This window comes from Devosia sp. A369, assembly GCF_054489345.1.
In genome coordinates this window covers 1-25,280 of sequence record NZ_JBTMWV010000031.1, presented here as the reverse complement: position 1 = coordinate 25,280, position 25,280 = coordinate 1, and the positions used below count along the sequence as shown (strand labels likewise).

The 25,280-nt window shown below is 56.9% G+C and carries 22 protein-coding genes; 18 read left to right on the top strand and 4 right to left on the bottom strand.

Going from position 1 to position 25,280, the window contains the following annotated elements; all coding sequences use genetic code 11:
• Window positions 1-252 precede the first annotated feature (252 nt).
• The 17 genes from ACX3OZ_RS19620 (at window position 253) to ACX3OZ_RS19540 (ending at window position 19,976) form a co-directional block, all read left to right on the top strand.
• Window positions 253-1,182: a polysaccharide deacetylase family protein gene (locus ACX3OZ_RS19620; RefSeq protein WP_459105316.1), complete on the top strand. Its 930-nt coding sequence runs from the start codon at window positions 253-255 to the stop codon at window positions 1,180-1,182.
• A complete protein-coding gene (locus ACX3OZ_RS19615; protein WP_459105315.1) occupies window positions 1,179-1,973 on the top strand; it encodes a formyltransferase family protein in 795 nt (264 codons plus the stop codon). The genes ACX3OZ_RS19620 and ACX3OZ_RS19615 overlap by 4 nt, the downstream gene beginning before the upstream one ends.
• A gap of 392 nt (window positions 1,974-2,365) precedes the next feature.
• The gene (locus tag ACX3OZ_RS19610) at window positions 2,366-3,325 is read left to right on the top strand and encodes a Gfo/Idh/MocA family protein (RefSeq protein ID WP_459105314.1); all 960 of its coding nucleotides are present in this window, start codon (window positions 2,366-2,368) and stop codon (window positions 3,323-3,325) included.
• A complete protein-coding gene (locus ACX3OZ_RS19605; RefSeq protein WP_459105313.1) occupies window positions 3,325-4,020 on the top strand; it encodes an acylneuraminate cytidylyltransferase family protein in 696 nt (231 codons plus the stop codon). Before ACX3OZ_RS19610 ends, ACX3OZ_RS19605 begins: the two co-directional genes overlap by 1 nt.
• Complete coding sequence (locus tag ACX3OZ_RS19600; protein WP_459105312.1) at window positions 4,004-4,810, top strand: SDR family oxidoreductase; 807 nt, start codon at window positions 4,004-4,006, stop codon at window positions 4,808-4,810. The genes ACX3OZ_RS19605 and ACX3OZ_RS19600 overlap by 17 nt, the downstream gene beginning before the upstream one ends.
• 13 nt (window positions 4,811-4,823) lie before the next feature.
• Complete coding sequence (gene neuB / locus ACX3OZ_RS19595; protein ID WP_459105311.1) at window positions 4,824-5,855, top strand: N-acetylneuraminate synthase; 1,032 nt, start codon at window positions 4,824-4,826, stop codon at window positions 5,853-5,855.
• Entirely contained in the window at window positions 5,837-6,991 is a 1,155-nt protein-coding gene (gene neuC, locus ACX3OZ_RS19590; protein WP_459105310.1) for a UDP-N-acetylglucosamine 2-epimerase, read from the top strand. The genes neuB and neuC overlap by 19 nt, the downstream gene beginning before the upstream one ends.
• The gene (locus ACX3OZ_RS19585; protein WP_459105309.1) at window positions 6,981-7,592 is read left to right on the top strand and encodes an acetyltransferase; all 612 of its coding nucleotides are present in this window, start codon (window positions 6,981-6,983) and stop codon (window positions 7,590-7,592) included. Before neuC ends, ACX3OZ_RS19585 begins: the two co-directional genes overlap by 11 nt.
• The gene (locus ACX3OZ_RS19580) at window positions 7,543-9,066 is read left to right on the top strand and encodes an aminotransferase class I/II-fold pyridoxal phosphate-dependent enzyme (RefSeq protein ID WP_459105317.1); all 1,524 of its coding nucleotides are present in this window, start codon (window positions 7,543-7,545) and stop codon (window positions 9,064-9,066) included. The genes ACX3OZ_RS19585 and ACX3OZ_RS19580 overlap by 50 nt, the downstream gene beginning before the upstream one ends.
• 443 nt (window positions 9,067-9,509) lie before the next feature.
• Window positions 9,510-11,405, top strand: a complete 1,896-nt coding sequence (locus ACX3OZ_RS19575; RefSeq protein WP_459105308.1) for a polysaccharide biosynthesis protein — start codon at window positions 9,510-9,512, stop codon at window positions 11,403-11,405.
• A 141-nt stretch (window positions 11,406-11,546) separates the two neighbouring features.
• The gene (locus ACX3OZ_RS19570; RefSeq protein ID WP_459105307.1) at window positions 11,547-12,386 is read left to right on the top strand and encodes an aldolase/citrate lyase family protein; all 840 of its coding nucleotides are present in this window, start codon (window positions 11,547-11,549) and stop codon (window positions 12,384-12,386) included.
• 44 nt (window positions 12,387-12,430) lie between these two features.
• Window positions 12,431-13,864 carry a lipid II flippase MurJ gene (locus ACX3OZ_RS19565; protein WP_459105306.1) on the top strand — a complete coding sequence of 478 codons (1,434 nt, stop codon included), beginning with the start codon at window positions 12,431-12,433 and terminating at the stop codon, window positions 13,862-13,864.
• Between the two features lie 4 nt (window positions 13,865-13,868).
• Entirely contained in the window at window positions 13,869-14,429 is a 561-nt protein-coding gene (locus tag ACX3OZ_RS19560; RefSeq protein WP_459105305.1) for a sugar transferase, read from the top strand.
• A gap of 2 nt (window positions 14,430-14,431) precedes the next feature.
• The gene (gene asnB, locus ACX3OZ_RS19555) at window positions 14,432-16,192 is read left to right on the top strand and encodes an asparagine synthase (glutamine-hydrolyzing) (RefSeq protein WP_459105304.1); all 1,761 of its coding nucleotides are present in this window, start codon (window positions 14,432-14,434) and stop codon (window positions 16,190-16,192) included.
• 125 nt (window positions 16,193-16,317) lie between these two features.
• Window positions 16,318-17,571 (top strand): glycosyltransferase, encoded by a 1,254-nt coding sequence (locus ACX3OZ_RS19550; protein WP_459105303.1) that lies wholly within the window; start codon window positions 16,318-16,320, stop codon window positions 17,569-17,571.
• 329 nt (window positions 17,572-17,900) lie between these two features.
• Window positions 17,901-18,386 (top strand): hypothetical protein, encoded by a 486-nt coding sequence (locus tag ACX3OZ_RS19545; RefSeq protein WP_459105302.1) that lies wholly within the window; start codon window positions 17,901-17,903, stop codon window positions 18,384-18,386.
• Window positions 18,387-18,395: 9 nt separating this feature from the next.
• The gene (locus ACX3OZ_RS19540) at window positions 18,396-19,976 is read left to right on the top strand and encodes a hypothetical protein (protein WP_459105301.1); all 1,581 of its coding nucleotides are present in this window, start codon (window positions 18,396-18,398) and stop codon (window positions 19,974-19,976) included.
• A 59-nt stretch (window positions 19,977-20,035) separates the two neighbouring features.
• Here the strand turns inward: ACX3OZ_RS19540 and ACX3OZ_RS19535 are convergent, their stop codons facing one another.
• The 4 genes from ACX3OZ_RS19535 to ACX3OZ_RS19520 all read right to left on the bottom strand — a co-directional run bounded on the left by ACX3OZ_RS19535 (window position 20,036) and on the right by ACX3OZ_RS19520 (window position 23,546).
• Window positions 20,036-20,302 carry a hypothetical protein gene (locus ACX3OZ_RS19535; protein ID WP_459105300.1) on the bottom strand — a complete coding sequence of 89 codons (267 nt, stop codon included), beginning with the start codon at window positions 20,300-20,302 and terminating at the stop codon, window positions 20,036-20,038.
• Window positions 20,303-20,502: 200 nt separating this feature from the next.
• A complete protein-coding gene (locus tag ACX3OZ_RS19530; protein WP_459105299.1) occupies window positions 20,503-22,068 on the bottom strand; it encodes a type IV secretion system DNA-binding domain-containing protein in 1,566 nt (521 codons plus the stop codon).
• 145 nt (window positions 22,069-22,213) lie between these two features.
• Window positions 22,214-22,714, bottom strand: a complete 501-nt coding sequence (locus tag ACX3OZ_RS19525) for a hypothetical protein (protein ID WP_459105298.1) — start codon at window positions 22,712-22,714, stop codon at window positions 22,214-22,216.
• Window positions 22,707-23,546 (bottom strand): hypothetical protein, encoded by an 840-nt coding sequence (locus tag ACX3OZ_RS19520; protein WP_459105297.1) that lies wholly within the window; start codon window positions 23,544-23,546, stop codon window positions 22,707-22,709. Before ACX3OZ_RS19520 ends, ACX3OZ_RS19525 begins: the two co-directional genes overlap by 8 nt.
• A 161-nt stretch (window positions 23,547-23,707) precedes the next feature.
• On the opposite strand from ACX3OZ_RS19520, the gene mobF reads away from it, so the two are divergent.
• Window positions 23,708-25,174: a MobF family relaxase gene (mobF, locus tag ACX3OZ_RS19515; RefSeq protein WP_459105296.1), complete on the top strand. Its 1,467-nt coding sequence runs from the start codon at window positions 23,708-23,710 to the stop codon at window positions 25,172-25,174.
• The last annotated feature ends 106 nt before the right edge of the window (window positions 25,175-25,280 follow it).

Genomic DNA, 25,280 nt, shown 5'->3' with positions numbered 1-25,280 from the left:
CCGCCGCCGCCCAACCGCAGGGCTGTGCTCCAATCGATCCGGCACAACCTCGAGCAACTGGAAACTTCTATCACTGGGCATAGGCGCAGACATAGGAACTCACATCGTCAGCAAAAGCTGCGGTGTCTATACCCCCCTGGGTAAGCCAATGTCAGACGGGATCGGCTTCGCGCTTACCGATGATTGATGGGCTGTTGTAATTGGCAAATGAAGCGGATAGGCAATGCCAGTCAAACCATAGGAGAAGGTTAATTGGGCGCGCATGGCCTTATGCTGCACCATTTTAGTGGTGGTTGCCACCCGCTTGGACAGGGCGCCATTTCTGCTGATCAATTTGCCGACATGCTTGAGTTCATAGGCGTCGAACGGTTTCTCAGCCCTCAGCTGTGGGTGGAAAAAGCGAAGGCCGGGCGGCTCGAACCTCATGACAGATGCATCACGTTCGATGACGCTCTCCTGTGCCAGTATGAAATAGCCAAACCGGTTCTTGAAAATTACGGACTGACAGCGTTTTGGTTCGTATATTCTTCTGTATTCATAGGGAATATTGAGCGGCTAGAGCTTTATCGCTATTTTCGGACCACACGCTATTCCTCCATATCTGATTTTTATGATGCATTTTTTGAGTGCCTGTTGCTTTCTGAATTCTCCGCTGACTATCTCCAAGGGCGAAGCGCATTCGATCCGGACAGCTATCTGATGGAATTTTCCTTCTACACGCAACAAGATAAGCTATTTAGGTATACGCGAGACAAGATACTTGGCGCAAAAAGATACAATCAGGTCATGGATTCTCTAATTGAAGCTGATCAAGATTTCTCAAAGCAAGAGGCAACTAGAAATCTGTGGATGACGGACGAGCATCTAAGGGCGCTTTCCGCGCGGGAACATCTAATAGGTCTTCACTCATTCAGTCATCCTACGCAGATGGCAGCTCTTCGGCGAGATGAACAATTGGCTGAGTATCGTCTAAATTCTGAACATCTCGCGAACGTTCTAGGGGTGCCCGCTATCACGATGAGCCATCCCTGCGGATCCTACGATGCAGATACGCTTGCCATATTGGCGGAGCTGGGCGTTCAGATCGGCTTTCGTGCGAATTTGGCGCCCTCGGGCGGGAGCCTCTATGAGCTACCGCGGGACGATCATACTCATATAGCAATGCAAATGGGCCTTCGATGAAAATCACGCTTTTTACGTCCAATAACCCGCGTCACCTCTCGCTGGCAGAGCGGCTTAGTGAATTTGCAGATGAAGTATACGTCGTACAAGAGTGCGTTACAGTATTCCCTGGTATCATTGACGATTTTTACAAAAAAACCCCTGTCATGCAGGAGTATTTTTCGCGTGTACTCGAAGCTGAAAGAGAAGTATTTGGTTGTCCTCGGTTTTTACCAGGAAATGTTAGGCAGATGGCGCTGCGTACGGGTGATTTGTCTTTGGCTTCGCTGGAAATGTTGGGAGGGGCGCTTGAAGCTGATGTGTTCGTGGTATTCGGAGCGAGCTATATTAGGCCGCCGCTGGTTGACTTCTTGATCAAGAAAAATGCCTTCAATATCCATATGGGAATTTCGCCCTACTATAGAGGTAGTTCGTGTAATTTCTGGGCACTCTACGATGGCCGTCCCGAACTGGTCGGAGCAACGATCCATATGCTTTCAAAAGGCTTGGACAGCGGATCAATGCTTTATCATGTTCGCCCGAAAGAAGAGGCAATAGATCCTTTTATCTTCGGCATGAAGGCAGTGCTTGCGGCGCAAGAAAGCCTTGTTTCTCGACTGGCGTCTCAAGAAATATTCGATATGCCCATGGAAGTTCAGGATCGCTCAGCACAAATCCGCTATACCAGAAACATCGATTTTAATGATGAAGTAGCGAATGAATACCTTCGACGGAACCTCACCAAGGAGCAATTGCTGACAAAAATGTTAGAGGCCCCTCGCCATGATCTTCTGCGGCTGTACCAACCATAGGCCGCATGGACAAAAGGTCGCGGGCATGGGCTTGATAGATACGTCCTCAGCAGCCAACTAGGACGAGTTGGGCCGCCACTTTAATTGCGGAAGGCTCTGGTTCCGCACCGGCTCGCGCCAACGAGCAATCAGTGGGGCTGCATCAGGCGGGTATGATCATTTGATCACTGCAATGCCGCTATTGACCCGGCGCATATGGACCTCGTTAGTTCCATATTTATGCCTATCTGTAGGGTCAACCAGTACTTCTTATTGCAAACGTTTGGTGAGCCCTGCTTGGGCCATTGGCGCCTTGCCATTCGCTGTTTTGACCTGTATTTCCGAATTGGCCCAAAATGGGGCCGACGCCGCGTCGCGATGCAGCCTTCGTTACATGAGTCTAAAGGGAAACGATGCGCATTTTGATTGTCGGCTATGGCTCCATTGGACAGCGCCACCTGCGCAATTTGCGTGCGATCTTGGCAGATGTTGAATGTATTGTTCTCCGTCGGCGAGATGAGCGGGTCGAAGGCGCAACGGTCGTGACGGATCTTGCTGCGGCTCTCGCCCTGAGACCAACATTGGCTGTTATCGCCGTGCCTTCCGGCAATCATATTGATTACCTCATTGACCTTATTGGCGCCGGTGTGCCCACCTATGTGGAAAAGCCCGTAGTAACTCAGTTGGCTCATGTGGCTGCCGTCAGGCAGGCGCTGGGCGCCCACCCGAACGCACTGCATTTCACCGGCTTCAATCTGAGGCTACTGCCATCCTTGATCAAAGTCCGTACCTTGCTGCAACAGGGGAGCGTGGGGACTATTGGACGGTCCAGCTTCTCGGCCGGACAGTGGTTGCCCGATTGGCGCGCTGCCGCTGATTTTAAACATAGCTACAGCGCAAGTCGGTCCGACGGTGGGGGGGTGATCTTTGATCTCAGCCACGAACTTGATGCGGCCAGGTTTCTTCTCGGAGAGGTTGAGCTGACGGGTTGCACCACTATGCGAGTGCCGAGCCTCGATATTGCGGTCGAAAGCGTTGCGAGCATGATTGGAACGTCGGCCGCTGGCGCGCTAGTCAATGTCAATGTCGACTATATCGCCCGCCGCCCCATTCGCCGTTATGAATTTGTGGGCGACTTAGGGACCCTGGTTTGGGACCTTGCCGCCAAGCGGCTCGAATTGCACAACCAGACGGGGGTTGAAGTCCTGACTGACGATCCAGCCGATTTCGACGTTTCAGAAACCTATTTGGAAGCAATGCGTGGATTTGTCGCCAGCGCAGTAACTGGCAAGGCGTCGTCGCTGCAAAGTCTCGAGGATGGATTAGACAGCACCGCGCTTGCAATTCGAGCCCATGAACTGGGAGGGGCTTGATGTCTGTCATTGCAACGATTTGCGCCCGTGGCGGCTCTCAGGGTGTCCCCGGAAAAAATATTCGGCTGTTGCTCGGCAAACCTCTTATTGTTCATACAATAGAGCAGGCGTTGTCATGCCAAAAAATCGACCGGGTCTATGTCAGTACCGATTCAGCGGCTATCGCTGAGATTGCCAGCAATGCTGGGGCCGAGGTGCCCTTCTTAAGGCCAGTTGAACTGGCCACAAATTCTGCCCCAAAGATCCCAGTGATCGATCATCTCGTCGGCGAAATTCGCAGATCGGGTGTCGAGGTCTCGAAGGTGGTCGATCTCGATCCGACCTCGCCGCTGCGGACCGAAGACGATATTGCGGCCTGCATGGCGTTGCTCGATGCGGAAACCGACGTGGTGATCACCGGATATCCGGCAGAAAAAAATCCATATTTCAACATGGTTGAGGTGCAAGAAGACGGCAATGTCGGCCTGTCGAAGAAACCTGGGACCGCAATATCGGGTCGCCAGGGGGCGCCCGCCGTTTTTTCTATGAATGCATCGATCTACGTTTGGCGCCCGGAGGCTTTAAAGCATGGACTGTGGGACGGGCGCGTAAAGCTCTATGTCATGCCGCGCGAGCGCTCGATCGACATTGATTCTGAAATCGACTTTTATCTTGTCGAAAAACTTATGGAAATGGCACATGGCCAAGGGCGCTGATTTTTCGCTGGCGGGGCGCACGGTTGTAATCACCGGCGGCGGCGGTATTCTTGGCAGGCGAATGGCGGCCGCTCTGGTGGGAGCCGGGGCCGCGGTAGCCATCATTGAGCCCAGTCTCGATAAGGCTCAGGAGGCGGTCGATGCCATCAGTGCCACCGCGGGAAGTGCTAAGGCGTTTGTTGCGGACATCACCCATCGCCAATCAGTTGTCGACGCATGTGCTGCGATCGAGGACGCTTTTGGGCCGATCTATGGTCTCATCAACAATGCCGCGGCGAAGTCTGCCAATTTCTTCGAGCCGTTCGAAAGCTTCCCGCTTGAGGACTGGAACGAGGTAATCGGGGTTAATCTTACTGGAGCCATGGTGTGCTGCCAGGTGTTTGGTAAGAGAATGGTCGAGCAAGGGCTGGGTGGGGCGATCGTCAATACGCTGTCGATCTACGGCATCGTTGCCCCCGATCAAAGAATTTACGAAGGTTCGCTTTACGAAGGGCGCGCCATTAATACGCCTGCAGTTTATAGCGCTTCCAAAGCAGGATTGTGGGGGCTCACTAAATACCTCGCCACATACTGGGGCGACAAGAACATCCGGGTTAATGCGATAACGCCGGGTGGCGTCTTTAGTGGGCAGAATGACACTTTTGTGAAAGCATACAGTAACCGCGTCCCAATGGGGCGCATGGCCGATCAAGACGAGATGTCCGGTGCAGTAATTTTCTTGTTGTCGGACGCTGCCTCATTCGTCACAGGTCATAATATAGTCGTTGATGGTGGTCTCAGCGTTTGGTAAGGCGGATAGCGATATGTCTACATTCATTATAGCCGAGGCCGGAGTTAACCATAACGGGGATCCGCTTCTTGCACGTCGTCTCGTGGAAGTGGCCGCGGCGAGCGGCGCCAATGCGGTTAAATTTCAAAGCTTTTCGGCTGACAAATTGACCGCAAGGGGAGCGGAGAAGGCCGAATATCAAAAGCGTGCGACGGGTGATGGGGATCAATATGAGATGCTCAAGGCTCTGGAAATGTCCTCGGAGCTGCACCACGATCTTGCGCGCCTATGCCGGGATTTAGGCATTGAGTTTATGTCGACGGCGTTCGATGAGCAGTCGCTCGATTTGCTTGTCGAGCTTGGCATCGCACGGATCAAAGTGCCGTCCGGAGAGCTGACGAACCACCCTTTCATCAGGGCCATGGCGCGCAAAAATCTTCCCCTGATCGTGTCCACTGGAATGGCGGCGCTTGAGGAAGTGGAAGCAGCCGTCGCGGTGATTGCGGCTGAGCGCCGTGCTGCCGGTTTCCCGGAGCCCATGCAGGATGTCGTGACGATCCTGCACTGCACGTCGAATTACCCGGCGGCCGTGGAGGACGTCAACCTCAACGCCATGCTGACAATGGGCAAGGCAACAAATCTGCCAGTCGGCTACTCCGACCACACACTCGGCCTCACCGTTTCTACGGCAGCAGTGGCGATGGGCGCTCGGGTCATCGAGAAGCATTTTACGCTCGACAAGGGCATGCCGGGCCCCGATCACGCCGCATCCCTTGAGCCTGACGAGCTGACGGCTTTGGTCAACAGCATTCGTGATGTCGAGGCAGCAATGGGGGATGGCATTAAAAGCCCGTCGGCGTCAGAGCTGCCTGTGCGTGCGCTCGTTCGCCGTAGCGTGACCGCTGCGCGGGCCATTCCCGCCGGGACCTTGCTTGACGTTGCAGACGTCACCTTAATGCGCCCCGGCACGGGCATCGCCCCGGCGGAACTCGATGCCGTGTTTGGTCGCCGGGCAGCCCATGATATCGCTGCCGGGCAGACACTGATATGGGCCGATTTGCAATGAATCATCGGCGAAGGATCGCCTATGTCAGCGGCACGAGAGCCGATTTCGGCTTAATGCAATCGACGCTGCAAGCCATCCAGGCCAGCCCCGCACTTGAACTCGGTGTTATCGTCACCGGGATGCACCTGGATGACAAATACGGCCACACCGAGCAGGAAATTTTGGCCGCGCATCTGCCAATCATTGCGCGCGTCCCGATCCAGCATGGGGAGGCGACCGGCGCACTTGTCGCGCGCAATATTGCTGCGATGCTGAGCGGCTGCGTGGATGCGCTAGAAGCATTCCGTCCTGCCTGCGTCGTCGTTTTGGGTGATCGCGGTGAAATGTTGGCTGCCGCCATTGCGGGGGGGCATTTGTCGATTCCTGTCATCCACCTCCACGGAGGAGAACGCTCTGGGACCATCGATGAGTCGGTTCGACACGCTATCTCCAAACTCGCACATTACCATCTTACGGCAACCGAAGAGAGTCGCGAGCGGCTGATCAAAATGGGGGAGGATCGTCAGACCGTTACGGTGGTGGGGGCTCCTGGACTGGATGGTCTGGAAGCCATGGCATTTCACACGCGAGAAGAGGCCTTTGCCCGCCTCGGGCTTGACCCGAGCCATGAGACGGCATTGCTCGTCTATCATCCGGTGCTGCAAGAGGCAGGGCAGGCCAGCGAGCAGATTGAGGCTATTCTAGAGCCCCTGTTAGAAAAAAACCTGGCCATTCTTGCGTTAAAGCCAAACTCTGATGCTGGAAGTGGTGGTATTCTTGACGTCCTGAATACCTATGCTGCGACTGGCCAGATAAAGTTGGTCACGCACCTCGAACGGCGTGAGTTTGTCTCCATGCTCAAGCACGCTGACATGCTCGTTGGAAACTCCAGCAGTGGTATAATCGAGGCGGCCAGTTTTGGCACACCAGTGGTCAATATTGGGTCGCGTCAGCATTTGAGGCAGCGCAATCGCAATGTCATCGACACCCAGCCCGACAGCATGGCCATCGCATCTGCCATCGACCAAGCTCGCGCGATGGGGCGTCCGCCCATAGACAATGTGTATGGTGACGGTCGGACAGGCGTGCGCATCGTTAATATTCTCGAAACTCTGGAGCTTCCAGGGACATTGCTGAATAAGGCCAATGCTTACTGATTCCCTCGCTCTGATTGGGGCTGGCGGCCACGCTTCCGTGGTCGCAGATGCTGCATTGCTGCAGGGTATCGGGTCTTTATCTTTCTATTCGGAAGATGACCGGCAGGTAGGGAAGGTGTTTCTCGGCTATTCGATTGAAAGACTCAGAGCGGAAGCTCCGATTCGCCATTTTCATATCTGTATCGGTGAGAACCAGGTCCGTACCCGCCTATGCAATATTTTATCAGGGTGGGGTTTCCATGCCTTGAGTGTCGTTCATCCTTCCGCGGTGGTGTCCAGATTCGCAAATGTGGATGAAGGATGTTTTATTGCCGCGGGGGCTGTACTAGCTCCGAATAGCCGAGTTGGAAAATCGACAATTATAAATCACCACGCTACTGTTGATCATGACGTGCGCGTGGGTGATTATTGCCATGTTGCTCCCGGTGCGACGCTGGGTGGTGCGGTGTGTATCGGCGATGGGGCTTTAATTGGTGCGGGGGCCACGGTGTTGCCCGGCGTCTCGATCGGCAATAATGCCACCATTGGTGCTGGCGCAGTCGTACTTGAAGATGTACCGCAGGGCGCAACCGTTGTGGGCGTGCCTGCGCGGCGTATTTGACGAGGAAGAAGTCGTGAACGTATCGACATTAGGCATTCGGCGCCAATCGACATTGCGCGATGCGCTCGCACAACTGGACCAGACGGCGCTGGGTATTCTTCTCCTGCAAAACGATGCTGGCGGCTTCGAGCGAACCATTACGGACGGCGACCTCCGCCGCCTGATTCTTAAGGGGGCCTCTCTCGAGGACGCCTTGGCCTTGTTGCCACCCGCCGAGTCCATCGTTCTCTCGCCGGGCTTTACGCGGCGGCAGGCGCTTGAACTTATGCGGCAGCACGCCATCAACCATTTGCCCGTCGTTGATAGCGAGGGTCTGGTTGTTGATCTGATCGCTCGCCAGCAGATTGACGAACAAGTGTTGTTGTCTACGCCCCATATGGGAAATGCTGAATTGGAGTTCGTCGAGGAGGCTTTCCGCACCAACTGGATCGCGCCGTTGGGCCCCAATGTGGATGCGTTTGAGGAGGAGTTGGCCGCGAGTGTCGGTGTTGGCCACGCTGTTGCGCTGAGTTCCGGCACGGCAGCAATCCATATTGCCCTTGTTCTGCTGGGGGTGGGCGCTGGAGATCGGGTGTTTTGTTCGACGCTGACTTTTGCGGCGAGCGTTAACCCAATTGCCTATCAGGGCGCTGAGCCGGTGCTTATCGATTCGGAGCCCGAGAGTTGGAATATGTCGCCGGCGGCGCTGGAACGTGCGCTGGAGGAATGCAAGCGGGAGGGGCGGCTTCCGAAAGCGGTTATTGTCGTGTCGCTTTACGGGCAAAGCGCAGATATGGATCCAATAGTCGCGCTTTGCGATCAATATGGAGTGCCTGTTGTTGAAGATGCGGCCGAGTCTCTTGGGGCGACTTACAAGGGGCGGGCCTCTGGCACATTCGGCGAGATGGGCATCTATTCATTCAACGGCAACAAGATAATAACGACTTCTGGCGGCGGGATGCTTGTCACGAATGATCCGCTGAAGGCCCAGCGGGCGCGTTTTCTGGCCACGCAGGCAAGAGACCCAGCTCCACACTACCAGCACTCGACCATTGGCTATAACTACCGCATGAGCAACATTCTTGCTGGCGTTGGTCGGGGGCAGCTGGGTGTTTTGGGGGAACGCGTCGATGCGCGGCGCGAGATATTCCATACTTATAGAAAAGAGCTGGCTGGTATCGAATGGCTCCAATGGATGCCAGAGCCAGAGTGGAGTCGCTCGACACACTGGCTTTCAGTCTGCACCATTAAAGAAGGGTATGAGGGGGTGACAAGCGCCGATGTTATTTCGGCCCTTGCTGCAGACCTCATAGAGGCAAGGCCCGTTTGGAAGCCGATGCATTTGCAGCCGGTTTTCCAGGATTGCCTCTACTATCCGCATGACAATGGTTCGGTTTCCGATGGCTTGTTCAAGAGAGGGATTTGCCTTCCGTCCGGGTCTAATATGAACAGTGCTCAAATGGATCGCGTTATTGAGGGTATTAAATCTATATAATTCGGCACTCGATGTGCATGGAACTCCTCAAGCGAGAGGGATAGTCGGTGACACTGCGGAAATAGATCTGACGGCCCTCTCCTGGGACATGGAGAAGTACTGAATTTGACAGGCGAAAAATTGGACTGCTCGCTCTCGTTCGAGAGTAGCTGCCATTTTCTGGCCCAGAAAATGACTATGACAGCGGATGCGTGAGCGCGATCGAACATGGAGAACCTTAAACGCCATGATATATCGCACGCCGCATAATCAAGTTGCTGCTTGTAGGTTGTGGTTGCCACGAATTTCTGGTTAACCGCCAGCAATCCAAACCTGTACTTGTGACGTGCGCCTGCCCCCCCTCAATTGCAGAAATGAATTTTCTGCTAGACAGCACCGTTGCTGATTTGTTTAGCCTGCGGGCGAGCAGGAAGTGAATTCCAATTATTTACGTGGTCATGCCGATGTTTCGTGAATTTAGAGCGCGATTGCTGAGCCTTCCTCGTCGAGGGAAGCGCGCTATCTTGATTTCGTTTGATATCGTGATCTTGTCCACGGCTCTTTGGGCGAGTTTTGCCCTTAGATATGACCGGTGGGTCTTTCCGGCCTCGGCGGACGAGTGGATCATAGCGCTTTCAGCGCCAGCCGTAGCGATCCCAATTTTCTTTCGAATGGGTCTATACAGGGCGGTCGTGCGTCATCTGCCAGAGCGTGCTCTGTGGACCATTCTTCAGGCCACCACGCTGTCGGCCATCATGTGGGTTATTCTGGCCTTCCTCTCTGAGATGTTGTGGAGAGATATCGTTCCAAGGTCCGTTCCAATTATCTATTGGGCATTGGCGTCGCTCGCGATCATTGGCAGTCGCTACGCGGCGAAATGGCTGATCTCTTCGTCGGCCAGCCGTGAAATGATTTTGCAACGGCCCGCTGTGGTTATCTACGGTGCCGGAGAAGCGGGAACGCAGCTAGCGTTATCGCTTAGGGCAAGCCATTTCATTGCCGGGTTTGTGGATGATGATCCAGCCTTGCATCGGCGCGAGGTGGCTGGAATACGGGTGTATCCGCCTTCCTATCTGTCGACGATGATCGACGATTTTTCTGTCAAGCAGATCGTTTTGTCGATGCCATCGATTTCGGCGGCCAGGCGCAAGGAGATATTCTCCGATATTGCGAACTATGGGGTCAGAGTTCAATCGCTGCCCGATATCATCGATTTGGTGACAGGGAAGTATTTGGTCAGTCAGATCCGCGAGATCGATGTGGACGACTTGCTCGGCCGCTCCTCGGTCCCGCCTGACATCGGTCTCATTCGGCAGATGGTGGTGGGGCGCACTATCATGGTCACCGGTGCTGGCGGCTCTATTGGGTCCGAGCTGTGCCGAAAAATCGCCCAGTGGGGGCCCCAGCGGCTGGTGCTGTACGAGGCCAACGAGTTTGCGCTGTACAAAATTGATCGCGAGCTTGTCGGCAGCAAAGATGCCGTAATAATTCCGGTCCTTGGGTCTGTTACCGACGCGCAGCTTGTCGAGCGGACCATGACGAACTACGGCGTCAATGTCGTCTTTCACGCCGCGGCCCACAAGCATGTGCCTCTGGTGGAGGCCAATGCGCTCGAAGGGATCCGGAATAATGTTTTTGGCACGCAGATCGTCGTTGATACCGCCTTCCGCACCGGCGTGCAGGATTTCGTTCTGATTTCTACGGATAAGGCCGTTCGTCCGACCAATGTTATGGGGGCGACGAAACGGTGGGCGGAATTGATTGTGCGCGAGAAGGCTGCAGTTGCCGCCAAAGGACAGTCTGGCCAGCATTTTTCGGTGGTCAGGTTCGGCAATGTTCTAGGCTCGAATGGCTCGGTTGTGCCGCTGTTTAAAGAGCAGATCGCTCACGGCGGGCCTGTGACCCTGACAGACCGAGGCATGACGCGCTATTTCATGTCGATCAAAGAGGCTGCTGAGCTCATCGTTCAGGCTGGCGCGCTTTCCAAGGGCGGCGATATCTTCCTGCTTGATATGGGGGAGCCAATGCTCATCTCAGACCTGGCAGAAAACATGATCCGCCTGGCGGGCTTGTCAGTCAAAGGTGCCACCAATCCAGATGGCGACATCGAAGTCATCGCTGTCGGAAAACGTCCGGGTGAGAAAATGTACGAGGAGCTGTTTTACGACGACTCTTTGGCTCAAAGAACCAGCCATCCAAAGATACTCTGTGCTGTAGCTGTAGCCGGCGATCTGGACATGACAACTCAGATCGAGGCCCTGCGTGCTGCATTGGCAGACGAGGATGAAAAGCGGGCCCGTGGTATATTGTTCAAACTGATCACTGATACTGACCTGATCGAATCGGAAAAGGGGCAGTAGGTTCCTGGCTCTGCGGTGGCTGTTTCGACCTGCACCAGCGATCATAAGCTTTTCTCGACGCTCGTGTGGACGTTGCAGTGCGCGAGTGCATAGATTTCATGGCGTCACGGCAATGCCTGATGTCCAGCCAAGAGACCTCCGATGATGCGTTTTATCTTTATTACCAATTCAGCCGAACTGGCCGCCTTCGCTGTTTCGAGCGGCGTTGATCGGTTGATGGTTGATCTAGAAATAATTGGAAAAGTTGAACGGCAGGGGCATCTGTCCACGGTCATCAGCAGGCACAGCTTTGAGGATGTTGGGGTGGTTCGCGCTGCGGCCCCCAACGCTGAGCTCGTGGTTCGACTTAATCCAGTACACGATGGCTCGGCAGGAGAGATCGATCGGGCAATTGCACTCGGGGCGGACATGCTGATGCTGCCGATGTTCAAGAGTGCGGCTGAAGTTCAAAATTTTAGCGCATTGGTGGCGGGCCGCCGCCGTATCTGCCTGTTGCTGGAGACCGCCGCCGCAGTCCGTGAGCTCCAGCAGATTGTTGCTACGCCGGGCATCGATGAAATCCATGTCGGGTTGAACGACCTGCACCTGGATCTGCAGCAAACTTTTATGTTCGAGCCGCTTGCGGAGGGGCTGGTTGACGAGATCGCCGCCATCGTTACCAGCGCGGGCCTTGCGCTCGGTATCGGCGGGCTAGCACGGGTTGGAGAAGGGCTTTTGCCAGCAGAGCTGCTCATCGCCGAACACGTTCGACTGGGCTCGACCGCCGCCATTCTGTCTCGCACCTTTCATCGCAACAGTGCGACCGTAAGGGAGATCGAAAACGAGATGGATTTCGCCGGCGAGATTCTGAAATTGCGCGAGGCCTATACCAGTAGCAGCGCTGCTCCAGCCGGCGATTTGGTCGCCACGCACAAACAGGTACAAGAGTGCGTCGCTGATATTGTCGCCAAGATCGCTCGCTCGCGCCTGCAGCAGCAATGAGGTTTTCAAGGCGCCTCCTCTCGGCCAGCATGGGGCTCAGCCTCATGCTTTTAGCGGGGCGGGTCGCGGGGTTTGGGCGCGAGATCCAAATCAGCGCAGTGTTGGGGCTTTCGCGCGACGCTGACTTTGCCATTGTTATGCTGACGACCCCCGACCTGTTCGTCAATTTGTTACTGGCTGGTGGCCTGAGTGCCGCCCTCATTCCTGAATTCCGACGCGTCGACCGTGGTGCCCGAACCAGGCTGTTTTTTACTGCCACGCTGGTGGTTGGCGCAGTGTTTGGGCTCATTGCTCTCGTGATCGCACTGTTCCCTTCGCTTTTGATGCTGGCTTTCGCACCGGGCTACAGCGCCGTTCCGCCCAGCGAGTACGCAACTCAGTTTGCTATCGCCGCGCTCGCCATTCCGCTTGCCGGCATGGCAGGGGTAACGACCGCCTTGCTGAACTCCGAAGAAAAATTCTTGGTAGCCGGGAGTGGGACGTTGATCTTCAATGTCACCATTGTCGGCATGCTGGTGTTCTGGCTTTATCCAGGCCAAGAACTTACGGTCCTGGCAACGTCCATCGCCGTTGCGGCGTTGCTTCGATACGGCAGCCAACTGGCGGTTGGCCTGAAGCACCTTTCGTTTAATTCGCCGCAAGCCGACCAGGCGAAATCATGGGATTTGGCGCGCCGATTCGTGCAGGCACTGGCCTCAACTACGTTGGTGTTGCTGATCCCGGTAATTCTGCGTGCTGTCATGTCCTTGAACGGCACCGGCAACATTGCCGCGTATAATTTTGCCACCAAGCTCGTCGAGCTACCTATCGGCATCGCAATTACCACGATTAGCGCGGTGGCCTTCCCGGCCTTAAGCAGGGCCTTGGTCGCTGGCAAAGCTCGGGTTGCTGAAAGCCTTTTCGCAACTGAATTGCGCCGATCCCTGGGCATGGCTTTGGCGATCACTGTTCCTTGCGTCTGGTTTGCCAGGCCGTTGGTGGAACTGGTCTTTGGGCATGGGAGCATGACCGCGGACGATCTGACGCTAATAGGCCAGATCGCCAGCATAGGATTTCTGACTTTGCCTGCTATTGCCATCAGCTCGATGGCCACAGCTCTCTTGAACGCGCGCCATCAAACCGGCCTGCTGCTCAAAAATACCGTTGCATGCACCTTGCTGGTGCCGCTCGCGGTCATTCCCGGCATCGTCACCGGAAATGTTCTTTTGTCGGTATCGGTGTTGCCGCTCTTCCATTTTATCTTCGCACTGGTAATCGGCCGCGCCACGCAGCATCCGCTCTTTGGGAACTCCGTATGGCTTTTGGCAAATGCCGCTCGCCCAGCACTGATCGGCGTAGCGATTACAGCGGTCTTTGCTGGTCTCGAGCTATCGCTGGGCACGGTATCCGCCTTTGTAAGCCCCATAGCGGCGTTAGGCGCTGTTTTGGTCTCTGTATTGGTCGTTGGTGCGTTGCCCGCAAAGTCTGCAGAAAGATAATTTTGTGAAACTAAAGCGCGCCTTCGACATTTTGGGTTCTTTGGCGGTTGTTCTCCTGACATCCCCGGTCTGGCTGGCCGTAGCAATCGCTATCTACGCCCAGGATCGGGGGCCGGTGCTCTACCGGCAAGTTCGAACCGGTCAAAACGGGCAACCGTTTCATATTCTAAAATTTCGAACCATGGTCCAAAACGCCGACAAAATTGGGGACTATAAGACGAGCAGCGATGATGCTCGAATTACTCCAATTGGACGGCTGCTGCGTCGGTCTAGCCTTGATGAACTGCCGCAGCTGGTCAATGTATTGGCTGGAGATATGAGTATTGTCGGGCCGCGTCCCGATGTTCCCGCGCAGCGTCAGCTGTATTCCGTGGCAGAGTTCGACAAGCGTCACCGCGTCCGGCCGGGCATTACGGGGCTCGCTCAATGCACGGTCCGATCAAGTGCTACCCCTGAGGAGCGTACCCGTCTCGATCTGGAATATGTGGATCGCGTTAGTTTCTTCTTTGACATGGAAATAATAGCCATGACTGTCAGACAAATTATAACCAAGGGTGGCAATTAGTCGTGTGTGGTATTTTTGGATATTTTGATCGCGATGGTCGCTCTCTTGGTCCGGACACGCTGGCTAAAATGGCACAGGCGATCCACCACCGTGGTCCAGACGGGCAAGGTGTCTTTTGTGAACCTGGGATCGCGTTGGGCAACCAGCGGCTATCGATTGTCGACGTTGCGGGCGGAAAACAGCCATTTATGTCCGATGACGGCCGGGTTGTCGTGGTGCAAAATGGCGAGATTTTCAATCACGTAGAGCTTGCCGCTGAACTGCACGGCACGCCTTTTGCGTGTCGAACACATTCTGATACCGAAGTGCTGCTGCGCCTGTACGAACGCGATGGAATTGACTTCGTTCGCCACCTGAACGGCATGTTCGCGATAGCCATTTATGATCGACGCCAGGATAGCCTTTATCTGGTTCGAGATCGTATTGGCGTCAAACCGCTGTTCATTTTCGATGACGGTCATCGCGCCGTTTTCGGGTCGGAAATTAAGGCGATTTTGCCTGCCACCGGCAACCTGCCGATTGAGCATGAGGCGTTGAGCCACTATCTGACCTACAACTATGTGCCGCGACCCTTTACGATGTTTGCGGGGGTTCGTCATGTACTGCCCGGGCACTGGCTCAAAATAGATCGCAGCGGCGTTTCCCAGCATTGCTGGTGGGATTTGTCAGACGTGCAACCGGTCGAGCAGTCCGAGGCGCGCTGGATTGAAGAGCTTAATGCAACGCTAGACGATGCTGTCCGTATTCGATTGCGGGCCGATGTGCCGTTTGGCGCCTTTCTTTCGGGCGGAGTAGACTCGTCGACTATTGTGGGTCTTATGGCTCGCCACGTCTCGCATCCGGTGCAGACCTTTTCTATTGGCTTCGATGATCCACGTTACGACGAAACAAGCTTTGCCGAAGCGGCGGCAGCCAGGTTCAACACACAACACACCTCGAAGCGCGTTGCGCCCAATATGCTCGATCTGTGGCCAATGGCGACCTATCACTGCGATCAGCCCCACGGTGACATATCGTTCCTGCCAACCTACAAGGTCGCAGAAATGGCGTCGAGGCAGGTCAAAATGGTGCTAACCGGCGACGGTGGCGACGAACTTTTTGCCGGCTATGACAAATATAAAAAATTCTTCGAGGGGGACGTCAGTGAGATGGACGACGCCTCGTTTCGACGCTCGTATTATCGCAATCTCAACCTGTTTCAGGACGACCAGAAAGCCAAATTATATACGGGCGCCCACTCTCCACAGGGCGACTCATACGGCCTGGTTTCAGAGCTATTCGACAAGGTTCCGCATTGGGATCGGATCAACCAGGCCCTATACATTGATATGGAGTTGTTGTTGTCTGGCAATAATCTGGTCAAGCCGGACCGCATGGGCATGGCCGTCTCTCTAGAGGCCCGAACTCCTTTTCTCGACTATCGCATGATGGAACTGGCCTTCCGCATGCCTGGGCACCTGAAGCTCAAGAACGGCACCACGAAATACCTGCTCAAGAAGGCTGTTGCTCCGATGATCGGCCACGAGCTGGCATATCGGGACAAGCAGATGTTCACGGTGCCGGTCGGGGGCTGGTTTCGCAATGAATTGCAAGAATATTGCCGCGAGTTCCTCGTCCACCGGTCCTATTTTCGACAGCAGGGTATTTTTTCGGGCTATGGGTCCGAATTACTGGAGGACCACATTGCCGGCAATGGCAATTACACCCGAGAAATTCGCGCCTTGATCGCACTAGAACATTGGGCAAATGCGTTCTGCGATTAACCAAATATTGGGCTCTTGGAGGCACCACAGTTTTTCGATTGTGTCGATATCAATCGAAATTCTCGCCTGTCGAACATTGCCATCCGGTATAATATAGACGCTTCGACAGCCGAGAGGACAGGCCATTGCCGAAATCGCCACCACCTAAAATCCTGTTCGCCGCTTATGGGGGGGGGCACATTACGATGCTGGCTCCTGTCGCGTTAGCGATGGCCGAGCGTGGGTATCAAACCAGAATTCTGGCCCTGACCACTGCTCAAGCATATCTCGATGACCGTGATATATCCTATTTTGGCTATCGCGACCTGCCGGAGGCAATCGACCCAGAGGTGCAAAGACACGGCCGTATACTGGTGAAGGATCAGGATTCGGCAGCATCAAAGGTGCGTTACGATGAATCAGTCGCCTACCATGGAATAAATTTTCGTGACCTTATGAAGACATGCGGCGAAAGCCGTGCCTACGAACTTTATGCCCTTCGGCAACGTCAGGCATTCCTGCCTGTTCGAACGATGATCAACCTTCTGGAACGAGAACGTCCCGATCTTATTGTCGTCACTAACTCGCCTCGCAGTGAACAGGCACTTGTCATGGCAGGAAAATTACTTGGGGTGCCTACAGTTTGCCTTGTCGATTTGCTGGATGTGCACCGCATGCCAGCTGCTGACTATCCTGATTATGCGGACAAGTTTCTTGTACTTAATGAAGGAGTTCGTCAAACATTCTTATCGTACGGCTGTGCGCCTGAACAGGTTGTCGCGACAGGAAATCCTGCCTTCGACCGGCTTATGACTGCGGAAACCATTGCCGCTGGCCGGCGCCTTCGCCATGAGCGAGGTTGGTCGGGGGATGAAAAAATTATCCTATGGGCATCACAAGTTGAGCCTGCGAAACATCCTTTCAACAACACGATAGGTGACCCGTCTCTGCCGCGCCGGATTGAGCAGGAACTGCGCCGCTTCGTGGCCACCGAGTTGGGCACCCGCTTGGTAGTGCGTTACCACCCCAACGAACAAGTTAGCTTCGTGCCGGGCGAGCGCATCGACTTCAGCCCCACCAAAGAGGATCTAAGCGCGCTACTGCTTGCCGTTGATGTTGTGGTTGTCACTACCTCAACGGTAGGCGTGGAAGCGCAGTATGTCGGCAAGCCAGTTGTCTCCGTGGACACATCCGTTCTCTATCCAGACGGCCCTTTCCGTCGGATAGTGACATCAACTAGCGTCGGGGAGCTGAGCGATTTGGGACCAAAGCTGCTCGGCGTCTTGCGGGCCGAGAGGCCCGTCTCCCGGTGGTCAAAAGACCTATGGGTCAATTCGCGACCAGCTGTCGAACAAGTTATTGAAGAACTGCAGAATAGTATGAAGACAATAATCCATTAATAAAGTCAGGAGGCCAATGGTTCGCACTTTGCCGGCGCTGTAGCCAAAGCCGTGGCGCTCCTCTGGGCCATCGAGGACGCTACCCGGCGGCGGCGGTGCAAACTGCGCGACAGCATCAGGGCAAATTGATCCAACCCCATCATGGTCGACCTGTGTGCCATGCTGGACCGGGAACTGCCGCGAGCCAGAAACGGCGAAAAGCTCTTGCAGGCAGGCATCGTTGAGGATGCACAGGTGTGAGAAGAGCAAAATAGAACATTTCAGAAATGCTTCAAATTGCTCGGTTTTGTTCAGGTCTATATAAAGCCCGGTGAGGTTAGGTGCTCCACATGGAGAATCTGACACCGCAACAATGGGCAGAAGGACTACGCGGCGACCTGACGCTGGGCGGGGAGCGCGTGCCGTTTGAGCGCGTGCTTGGGCATCATCTGGCCGGGCTCGCGGCGTTAAGGGCGCGCGGCCTCACTTGGCGGTCTCTGGCCAACCTCCTGCGAAAAAATGGCGTCAAACGGCCGGATGGTCGGTTCTACTCCGCCGACCATCTCCGCGTCTCCCATGACCGCTTGGTAAAGGGGGCAGAGAGCCGACCCGAGCCGCCTCGGCCGTCGCACCGCGACGCCTGGCTCGCGGAAAAAATGTCTGTCGTGACCGCAAGCCAATCCACCCATCATACGGATGGGCGCGCACCGGTTCATGTGCCTCCAGCACCGAATATTCAGGTACCTATTCCTTCGCCGGTGCGCGGCGAAACGGAAAAGGACCTTTCCACCGATGAACTCGCGCGTATTGCCGCGCGACTAAGCAAGCTTCGATAGGAGTTTTCGATGGGCTTCGCCGAGATGAAAAAAATCCCCACTTCCGAGGGAGAAGACGGTTACCCCGGCGCCCCTGACGACCATGATGCTGTCGAGATCATCCCCTATCCCTCGGATTCAGGTGCCATCGTCTACGTGTATTTCGATGGGGATCGGTTCCGCGATCCATCGGACATCGACGCCGTGATGGCAGACTATAAAGACAGTTATCCCGACACCGATTTTCAGCAGGCAGTCCTGCTGCGCAAGGATCTGCCCAACCGGCGCTATTTCGTCTTTTCGCGAACCGAACGTGAATTTATGCGGCGTGGGCATGCCGCCGAATTCGATCAGCGGCGGGGCAACGAGGGACCGGTCACAACGGCCTATCTCAGCGCACAGAAATCTATTCTCCACGTTCAGGCCTTGGTGCTCGCCCGCATCCTGGACAATGTTGGTGCGACGTTTTTCGGCGGGGCAAACCAAGTCAGCAAAAATGCCGCTGAGGTCGCCGATACACCCCTGTTTGTACTGGCACCGTTGTTCGGAGAAGAATCCGTCAGCCAAGGTGAGGCTGGCAAAAAATATGCATTGGTGGACTGGCAGGGCTTGCGTTTGGGGCGCGATACCATTGATCGGCACGATCACGCCCATTTCGCGTTTAGCGGTACGCCCAATAGCTGGTTCAAGAGCGCGCGGGCAGCCATCGCTGCCGGCTTCTTCGGCTGGCATCCGGCCAAGCGGATGAGACAGCAGATCGCATTGGAGCTGAGCGATGCTGGCCTCACGGCATTTTTTGGTGCCCAGCCTTGGCGGGACTGCGATGCGCCGGTAACCGCTGGTGCGGTTTTGACCTGGCAATCCCAAATTCTTGGCAGCTTGCGTAAGCTGGTGTGGCAAGCGGAGGCAGAAGAAGGCCACCCGCTCCTCACAAACCAGCTGATGAAAGAGCGGCAAGCGCTGCACGAGGGTGGTGTTCGCCGCAATCCGATCGGTAGCGGCCGCCTTCCCGCAGGGCGGCCCGAAACGGCATTTCGCGATATTTTTGCCAAGCAGGTTGAAGATTTTGCCGAAAAATTCGCCGCTGGGTCTGCTGAGGAGCCTGCCGGGGACGCAGACATGATACGGGAGGAAAATGTCTCAACCAGCGTCGATGAGCGCGACATTGTCATCGGCGCTCTTTACGGTTGTGGCGTTGCTCTTGGAATGCCAGGCGAAAAACCTGACCCGGTGTACGAGCTGGCGTGGTGGCTCGCCCACCTCCGTCAAACAGGCGAGAGCGTGATCAGCGATTATCTGGCCCACCTCTTTGAGGCGGTACAGCAGGATCCTCGCACGGAGCTCACCGACCTGCTCCATGCGGCATTGTCAGACGATAGCTGGGCAAGGCTACGCGAGGCGACCAACGAGGTCGACGGCACCAATCGAACCATAGTTGTCCGTTACGTATGGGGCGATCTGGACGCGCCGTGGGCGGCGGTTCGGGAAGGCAGCATTCTGACCATCACGGGTCCGCTGCTCTATTTTCCGGTGACGGAGGCAACGAAATGGGTCCAACTATCCAAACTCCTAGCAGCCAATGAGGAGTTTCTCGCTCCGCCGGCGTGCTAGCATGTAGCGACTGGTCTAATAAAAAAACAGGGCGGCAGGTGAACCTGCCGCCCTGTTCCTTACTCGTGGGCCTTAAGCGCATTAAGTGTGCGCAGCACCACCAGCATTGTCTCGACGTGTGGAATCCCCGCCTTGATGGCCGCGTCGGTCATCTTATTGGGGCCGTCGTCCATCGGCAGGAAGCCCAAGACTTCCTGCGCAATGGTGTAGGCAAACCGAACGTCTTCCCAGTGACCACTCGGGGCACGATTGATGAGCAAGCTCTTCAATTCGTTGCCGAGCACCTTGAGCTGACGTTCGTCCTTGGTGTCGTAGCGGTTTTTCATGGCCTCTACTCCTTTAAGGGGTTTCCGGTTCCGTCAATCTGATCCCCGAGGGGGAACCAGACCAGAGCCCGGGTCAGCAAGTGCCAACGCCCATGTTCTCGCACAGTCCTGGGGCGGGCCAGCTGGAAGCCAAGTTGCGGGTTGTTCCAAGGAGGCAGCGTAAAAAAATGGGGCACTGGCGTCGGCCAGTGCCCCTTAGTTCAGCGCTGCGGCTCAGCCTGTTCAGGCGCCTGCGGTGGATGTCCCTTTGTCCAGGCAGCGGCCACAAATCCCAGCCCCTGGGTGCCCCACTTAGTGGGCGGCCAGTCCAGACGGTAGGCGTCGCCCTCGAACAGCAGCAAGGTCTTGATCACTTCGTCCGGTGTGGCGGGGTCAAAGTTGCCCAAATCCCGTGCAAATTGGGTCGGCGAAAACAGCGGATAGTTTTCCCGCTCCGACACCCATCTCCGCTTGTCGTCGGCCTTGGGCAACCTGTTCTGCAGCGTCACCGCAATCTTGCGCTTGCCCAGCATCTCCGCGAGCGCATTGGTGGCCTCGCCGGTCTGCTGCATGCCGAAAATCTTGAACTGGAAGAAGCTTTCCAGCGCGGTCGCTGCATCGCCGTAGATTTTGAGCTGCGAAATATCCTGCAGCGCGATAGCCATCGCCAATCCCTGCTCACGCGCCACAGCCAGGCTTCCCTCGAGGCCCTCAACGCGGCCCAGGGTGCTAAATTCGTCGAGGACCATGGTGACCGCAGGCATGTAGGTGGTGGCACTGCGCGGCGCAGCGATCGCCTGGCAGATGCGGCGCAGCACCCCGCCACAAATGCTCTCCGACAAGGCCGGGTATCCGGGGTGGGTCTGTACGATCAGCACCTTTGGCCCTCTCCACTTGCGGGACAGCATGGCCTTGATCGAAAAACGGCGCGTCGCAGGCAGGTCGGTCCAGGCAAGGGCCATCGGCCGCAATGTTGTCATCGCACCCGACACCAGTGTGGCCAGCACGCTTTCGACGGTGCGCGAGACCTCATCCGGATTACCGTAACCCAGCAATGGGCTGGCACTGAGATCAAGATTGCCGATCATGGCAGCCAGTTCACCCGGTTGCGACAGCACATGCTGCAAAAGCTCACGTGGCCCCCAGTGAGCGCCCCGCTCTGCGCCCAGCGCCACAATGATATCGGTCAAGACCAGGCGCGCCGTGGTGGAAAAGAACGCCTCCTTGGACTCCGGAATGACGGTGATGGCAAACTCGGCCGCAGCAGCGGGACCGCTGATATCGGCGCCGATATCCCATGCCCAACCGTCCCGGTGGGCCGGCGAGAGCAGCACGATATCCTGCTGGCGGAACGCACGCGCCACATCGCCCTTGGTGCAATGCAGGACCACCAGGTCACCGCGTGCAATGGCCTGCTGGGCGATGGGACGGACCAGGTTGGACTTGCCCGAGCCCGGGGCCCCGACAATCAGGATGTTCTTCCGCTCCAGGCGTTGGCTGAGGGCGATATGGGGGGCAATAGAGATGCCGTTCCGTTCGTCGGCCCCGGCCTTTGCCGAAAGCCGGTGCTTGAGCGTGGCTTCGGCGGCCTCATCATAGAAAATCTGCGGATCAGACGGATCCTCAGAGATGAATGGCTCGGTGCGTGGCGTATCCCGCCAGTGCTGGTAACCGGTTCTCGTCGCGGCGAGTGCGCCGATCCCAAGGCCCATCCAGACACTTGGCCAGATCCGGTCATTGATATAGCCCGTGCGCAGTTCGGTCACGCGGTCGATCAGTGCCGTCAAGGCATGCTGCAGGCTGGGCGCCTCGACAATAGCGCCGGCAACGACCAGGGCAAGCGTTGAAACCGCGCCAAACGTGACTAGGCCAAAAAGGCTGGCGGTGATGGCAGCGATGGGATGCTTGCGCGGCGCATAGCCGCTGTCGAGCTTATAAAGGTCCATTGAGAAATCCTTCCTGGATCATTGAGATGTTGAGTTCGGGAAACAATGCAGGGATGGCGATTGCCAACCCCGTGAGGACCAGCGCCCAGATGCCGCCCGTGCGGAAAGCGCGCTGCTCGTAGCTGCGACGTTCGCCCTGCTGGGCGGTCCAGCCCTGGGTGATATCCAGCACCGGCCTTGCTCCTACCGCCGCCGTGCTGGGGCGAGGGCGGCTCGCCTTCGCGGTGTGCTTCCGGGTCGCGACGGCTGCTGCCAGTTGCTGGGCGAGCCCGGACTGGAGCTCGCGGAAGAAATAATCCCGTCCCGCAGGACCAAGCTTATGCAACTCATCCGGGTTGACCTCCTGACCGGCCAGGCAGCGCGTCACCATTCGCCGAGCCCGTCGGCCAATCTCGCGGCGATCCTCCCGCATGTTGCGCTCCATATCGGCTACGGTGGGCAGTGCCGGGGTTTCCCCCGACGCTGCATTGATATGATCCTCAGCCACGATCAGCCACCTTGCCCGATAGGGCCAGCACGCCAGAAATTTCCTGGCTCATATGCTTGAAAAAGCGCGTGACGTGGCCGCGGGCGAGCTTGAAGTCGCCCACCTCCATGCCAAACTGGACGGCGCCTTCTTCGGCCGGCATGGCCATGATCTTGAGAAACCGCGTGCCGGTCTCTTCAAAGGGCTTCCAGAATTCGGTCAGGATCGCCGGCATGACCAGACGCGGCGCGCTGCCAAGCAATGGCAACAACTCGGCCTCGAACACCCGGCGTGTCGTGCTGGTCGCACTCATGCGCTCGATGGCCCCGCGATCATGCAGGTTCTCGACCAAGATCAGGCGGGCACTGGGCACCGCCCGGCGCAGCTGATGCCAGGTCATGATGGCGGCCTGGATGGATTCGGGGTCGGCCTGCACCGGCACAAAGACCACCATCGGCAGCTGCCAGACCCCCAGATCGTCTTCGAGCTCGATGTCAGCGAAAAAGTTCGCGAGATTTTCCACCTCGCGGGCGCCAGCATCGAGCAGGACCGAGCTGCCTGCCGCCTTGGCCTGCGCGCAGGCGGTATAAAGCGGCGTATAGGCGGTGCGCAGCAGCGACGGCTGGGACAACAGCAGTTCCGCATCGGGCTTGAGATCGATGACACGAGCGCCCAGCATCTGCTGCAAGCGCGGCTTGTCATCGGCCTGGTAGACGGTGAACCTGTGCGCCGACAGCGTCAGGACGTCGGCCAGCGCGGTCATGAAGGTGGTCTTGCCGACCGCTGACTCCTGGCTGATGGTGGCGAGAAGTGCCGGCAACGACACGCTTAACTTGGTGGGCTTGGTAGCCATTTTTCGTTCTCCAGATTGGCTCGAACCGCTGCTCGAGTGTCCCCAGTAGAACCCAGAATTTTCCGACTCCGGCTGGAAGCCAAGTCGCGCCCCGCAAGTTGGCTTCCAGCCGGATTCCTCCAAACCACGCTTAGTGAAGGGCCTCCAATCGGGAGGTCTTCATGGTTGCCAGCATCGCCTCGGGCACAACGGCGGGATATTATCTGAGCCGCACCGCCTATTATCTCGACGGGCCCGAGCCTGCGGGCAGCTGGCTCGCGGGCCAGAATTTTGGCATCACAGCCGGTCAGCCGCTTGATGCCGATCTGTTCGAACGTCTGCATGCCGCCACGGATGCCAATGGTCGCAGCCTGCTCAGCAATGGCGGCAATCGGCTGGAGCAGATTGGTGGCTATGACGTGACCTTCTCGTCGCCCAAGAGCATGTCGCTGCTCTGGGCCCTGGCCGATGGCGAGCTTCGCCGTTCACTGGAAGCCGTACAGCGACAGGCCGTGGTCACGGCCATTGCGCTGCTGGATGCTAATGCCGCCTATGGCCGTCGCGGCAAGGATGGCCTGCAGCTGGAAAAGGTTGCCTTGAGCGTGGCCGGCTTTCAGCACGGTGAAGCCCGGCCCGCGCTGCATGATGATGGTGAGACCTTTGCCGATTTTGCCCTGCATACCCACGCCGTTGTGCTCAATCTGGCGGCGCGCGCGGACGGTAGCACTGGTCGTCTCGATGGCCGGCCGCTGTTTGCCTGGAAGATGGCGGCGGGGGCGCAATATCATCGGGCCCTGGCGCAGGGACTGCGCCAGCTTGGCTTTGCCATTGAGGTCACCGGCAAGAACGGGATTTTCGAGGTTGCGGGCGTCGATACCGCGCTTTGCGCCTACTTTTCTGCCCGTCGCAAGGAAATCGTCGATGAACTCGAAGAGCTTGGCCTCGAGACGGGCGACGCACCCGCTTTGGCAGCAGCCAAGGCCTTGACGACCCGACGGGGCAAGCAAGACCTGGACGGGGTCGACCGGCATGTCTTCTGGCGTGAAAAGTGTCAGGAGCTGGGGTTTTCTCCCGAACAGGTCATTGCCCAGGCGCGCGAGCAGTCGCAACGGCAGGTGCAGAACCACCTTGACCAGCCCGATCGGATCGATGCCGTTTTGGCTCAGCTGACCGAGCGCGATAGCACCTTCGAGCGCCGCGAATTGGTGGCCGCCATTGCGGCCGCGCTGATTGAACTGCCGGACGAGCGAACCCTTGATACCGAACTGGCGCGCCTCGAAGCGGAGCGCCACGTCATCCCGCTCGCCCATGATGGCTGGGGCCACGCCATATATTCCACTCCAGAAGTTATCGCGCTGGAGCGCGCGCTATTTTCGGCGGCACAACGCTTGGGTGCCTTGGCCATCGACGCCCCGCACACCGACAGTGTCGGCGTCTTGCTCGCCGGGTCCGGGCTCAATCCCGAACAGGCTGCGGCAGCGCGCATCGCCTGCTCTCCAGTCGCCCTGACGATCATCGAGGGCGGCCCCGGGGTGGGCAAGACCACGTTGTTGGCCCCGGTCACGCAAGCCTGGCAGGACCAGGGGTGGCGGGTTATCGGCGCCGCCAGTGCCTGGAAGATCGCCAGCCAGTTGTCAACGGCGGAGTAAAATCCGGCCATTAGGCGGAGCAAGACCAGGCCACCTTTGGCGCGCGCATGAGACCGCCGGGAGGGCATAGCCCGAGCGGGGGTCTCATGTGCGCGTGCGATTTTTG